Source organism: Syntrophotalea sp. (assembly GCF_050253115.1).
In the GTDB taxonomy this organism is placed as follows: domain Bacteria; phylum Desulfobacterota; class Desulfuromonadia; order Desulfuromonadales; family Syntrophotaleaceae; genus Syntrophotalea; species Syntrophotalea acetylenica.
Genome location: NZ_JBFWJQ010000162.1, coordinates 1 through 3,835, shown reverse-complemented (window position 1 = coordinate 3,835; position 3,835 = coordinate 1). Strand labels below are relative to the sequence as shown.

Below are 3,835 nucleotides of genomic sequence, written 5' to 3'. Positions count from 1 at the left end.
GCCCAACGACGGTGAACTGGCGCAGGGTCGGCGTCACCCCCAGGGGCGTAACGCCCCCCTTGGGCGAAATCAGGGTCACCTTGCTACCGATGGTCGCGCCCAGTTGGCGGGCCAGGGCACTGCCCAAGACGATCCCCCAGGGCTGTTTCTGCAAGGCATCGAGGCTTCCCGCCTGCATATCTTGCGCCAAACGGTTCACCCGTCCTTCCAGCTGCGGATCGATACCCTCCACTAAGGCCCCACTCACCAGCCCGTCGTGGGAGAGCATGGCCTGGGCCTGGACGTAGGGCGCCACTCCGGTCACCCCTTGTACTTGCGAGAGATTTTTTTCCGACTCGCGCCAGTCAAGCACTGGCACCCCGTTGCCCTGCACGATGACGTCCGAGGTGACGGCCAGGATGCGGCTACGCAGGGTATGATCAAAGCCGTTCATCACTGCCATCACGGTGATCAGGGCGGCTACCCCGATCACCATGCCCAGAATGGCCGTACCGGTAATGAAGGAAATGAAATGGTTGCGCCGTTTGGCGCGGGTGTAGCGCAGGCCCACCCAGAGTTCGAAAGGGCTCATGCCTGCTCGGGCCGCAAATGGGGAAAGAGGATAACCTCGCGGATGCTGGGCTGGTCGGCCAGGAGCATCACCAGGCGGTCGATGCCCATGCCCACCCCGGCAGTGGGCGGCATGCCATACTCCAGCGCACGGATATAGTCGTGATCGTAGAACATCGCCTCGTCGTCACCGGCCTCCTTGGCCAGGACCTGGGCCTGAAAGCGCTCGGCCTGATCTTCCGGATCGTTGAGCTCGGAGAACCCGTTGGCCAGTTCGCGCCCGGCAATGAAGAGCTCGAAGCGGTCGGTGACTTCGGGATCGGCGTCATTGGCGCGCGCCAAGGGGCTGACTTCCGTTGGGTATTCAATGATGAAGGTGGGCTGTTGCAGTTGCGTTTCCACGGTCTTTTCGAAGATCTCGATGAGGCGCTTTCCCCAGCCCCAGCCCGCCTGCACCGGCATCCCCAGTTCCTGCAATTTTGCCGCCAGGACTTCGGGATCGCGCAGATTCTTTGCGCGCAGATCCGGGTTGTAGGCCCGCACGGCCTCGGCCACGCTCAAGCGCGCGAAGGCGCTCCCCAGGTCGATCTCCTGCCCCTGATAGACGATCTTCGTCTGCCCCAATGCGGCCTGTGCTGCTGCACGAATCAGCTGCTCCGTGCGATCCATGGCGATGTGATAATCGGCATAGGCCTCGTACCATTCGAGCATGGTGAACTCGGGATTGTGGCGGGTGGAGATGCCCTCGTTGCGGAAATTGCGATTGATCTCAAAGACGCGTTCGACACCGCCGACCACCAGCCGCTTCAGATAGAGCTCGGGGGCGATACGCAGATAGAGGGTCATATCGAGGGCATGGTGGTGGGTGACGAAGGGCTTGGCCGTCGCGCCACCAGGGATCGGCTGCATCATCGGCGTCTCGACCTCAGTAAAGCGCGCCGCCGAGAGCCCCTGACGCAACGCCGCCACCGTCGCCGAACGGATCTGGAAGGTGCGCCGCGCCTGCTCGGTAACGATGAGGTCCACGTAGCGCTGGCGAAAGCGGGTTTCGGCATCGCTCAGACCATGCCATTTTTCGGGCAGAGGGCGCAGGGCCTTGGCCAGCAACTGCAGGAAATGCACGCGCAGGCTCAACTCGCCCGCCTTGGTGCGGAACAGCGTCCCCTCGACCCCGATCACGTCGCCCAGATCGAGTTCCTTGAACTGCGCGTAGGCACCCTCGCCCAGCTCATCGCGGCTGAGAAAGAGCTGCAGGCGGCCGCTGCCATCCTGGAGATCGGCAAAGCTCGCCTTGCCCATCACCCGCCGCGTCATCAGGCGTCCACCCAGGCGGGCGCTGATCGGCTCCTGCTCGAGCGCTGCGGCGTCCATATCGGCACAGCGCCGTTGCAGATCGCCGGCCTCGGCATCGCGCCGGAAGGCATTGGGATAGGCGCGGCCACCCTCGCGCCAGCGCTGCAGCTTCTCCCAGCGCACCTGCATCTGATCGTTCCGCTCTTCCATGCCTTGTCCTCGTTCCCTGCCTCAGAGTCCGGCCTTCAGGGCCGCCTCGATGAAAATATCCAGACCACCATCGAGCACCTTTTGCGTATCGCCCACTTCGACACTGGTACGCAGATCTTTGATCCGTGACTGGTCGAGTACATAGGAGCGGATCTGATGCCCCCAGCCGATATCGCTCTTACTCTCCTCCAACGCCTGCTTTTCCGCTTCGCGCTTTTTCAGCTCCATCTCGTACAGCTTGGAGCGCAACATGCGCATCGCCTCGGCGCGGTTCTTGTGCTGCGAACGATCGGTCTGGCAGGCCACCACGATACCCGTCGGCACGTGCGTGATACGCACCGCCGAGTCGGTCTTGTTGATGTGCTGACCGCCAGCGCCGCTGGCGCGATAGGTGTCGGTCTTCAGATCGGCGGGATTGATATCGATTTCAAAGCTGTCGTCGATCTCGGGATAGATAAAGATACTGGCAAAACTGGTGTGCCGCCGATTACCGGAATCGAAGGGCGACTTGCGCACCAGACGATGGACTCCGGTTTCCGTGCGCAGCCAGCCGAAGGCATGATCGCCTTTTACGTGGATACTCGCCGATTTGATCCCTGCCACCTCTCCTTCCGAGACTTCCACCAGCTCGGCGGCGAACCCATGCGCCTCCGCCCAACGCAGGTACATGCGCAGAATCATTTCCGCCCAGTCTTGCGCCTCGGTGCCACCGGCACCTGCCTGGATGTCGACGAAACAGTCAGCGGCATCATGGGGGCCAGAGAACATCCGCTGAAATTCCAGCTTTTCCACCGCTGCCAGGGCCTGATCGAGATCGGCATCGACGGCTGCCAGAAGCTCCGCGTCATTTTCGCCCAGAGCCAGTTCCAGCATCTCAGCGCTGTCGGCGACCTTGGTGGCGAGCTCATCCATCGGCCGCACGATGGCCTCCAGGCTGGCACGCTCCCGCCCCAGTTCCTGTGCCTTCTCCGGCTGGTTCCAGATCGCGGGATCCTCGAGCTCCCGCCCGACTTCTTCTAATCGGCCCCGCTTTTCTTCGAGGTCAAAGATACCCCCTCAGGCCGTCCAACCGGGCCTGGAGATCGTCGCGCAGGGCGCGCATCTCATTCACTTCACGCATCGCAAATCCTTGTCTCGTGAGACTCCAGACCATGATCTGCCTGGCGCCAAAGGCGCATAGTATGCGCAAAGATTGCTCTAACGACCAGCACCGAGAAACATCACCGAGAAACATCTGCTATCCGAAGGCACGGATCTGTTTCACAGGATCGCGGTCATTGAAACCGAAGTGAAAGCGTTTCAAGGTCGGTCTGGTCAATCAGACCGTCAGGGGACTGCGGGTCGTTTCCAGAACCGGTCCCGTAAACGGAGAATGCCGAGCCTGGTGAAGAGACAAGCTCACACCTGTAGCGCCGCCGCGTGGTGCCGCAGGTGCTCTTCCATAAAGCTGGAGATAAAATAATAACTGTGGTCATAACCAGCGTGTTCGCGATAGCGGAGCGGCTGCCCGGCCTCCGCGCAGGCGGCAGAAAAAATCTCCGGCCGCAGCTGTTCTTTCAAAAAGGGATCGGCCAAGCCTTGATCCACCAAAATTTCTCCCGGGAATCTTTGGCGCAGCACCAATCTGCTGGCATCCCATTCCGCCCAAGCTTGGCGATCTTCCCCGAGATAACCGGTGAAGGCCTTCTCTCCCCAAGGCACCTGGCCGGGAGCCGAGACGGGAGCAAAAGCCGAAACGGAACGATAGCGCTGCGGTTCGCGCAGGGCACAGATCAACGCGCCA

At 61.6% G+C, this 3,835-nt stretch carries 4 protein-coding genes; all 4 read right to left on the bottom strand.

Annotated features, from left to right (window positions below):
- Positions 1 to 571, bottom strand: a 571-nt coding sequence (locus tag AB7E65_RS12210; protein ID WP_428746048.1) for an ABC transporter permease, incomplete at its 3' end; no start/stop codon positions are given.
- Positions 568 to 2,052 (bottom strand): lysine--tRNA ligase, encoded by a 1,485-nt coding sequence (gene lysS, locus AB7E65_RS12205; protein WP_215872619.1) that lies wholly within the window; start codon positions 2,050 to 2,052, stop codon positions 568 to 570. The genes AB7E65_RS12210 and lysS, both read right to left, overlap by 4 nt.
- 21 nt (positions 2,053 to 2,073) lie before the next feature.
- A protein-coding gene (prfB, locus tag AB7E65_RS12200; protein ID WP_215872618.1) for a peptide chain release factor 2 occupies positions 2,074 to 3,172 on the bottom strand; the annotation gives its coding sequence in 2 pieces (ribosomal slippage) (positions 2,074 to 3,096 and positions 3,098 to 3,172; 1,098 coding nt in all).
- 278 nt (positions 3,173 to 3,450) lie between these two features.
- Positions 3,451 to 3,835, bottom strand: a 385-nt coding sequence (locus AB7E65_RS12195) for an alpha/beta hydrolase-fold protein (protein WP_428746047.1), incomplete at its 5' end; no start/stop codon positions are given.

Bases quoted from the DNA above. Each gene is read 5' to 3' on its own strand.
- lysS (WP_215872619.1), bottom strand. From the start codon at position 2,052: ATGGAAGAGCGGAACGATCAGATGCAGGTGCGCTGGGAGAAGCTGCAG.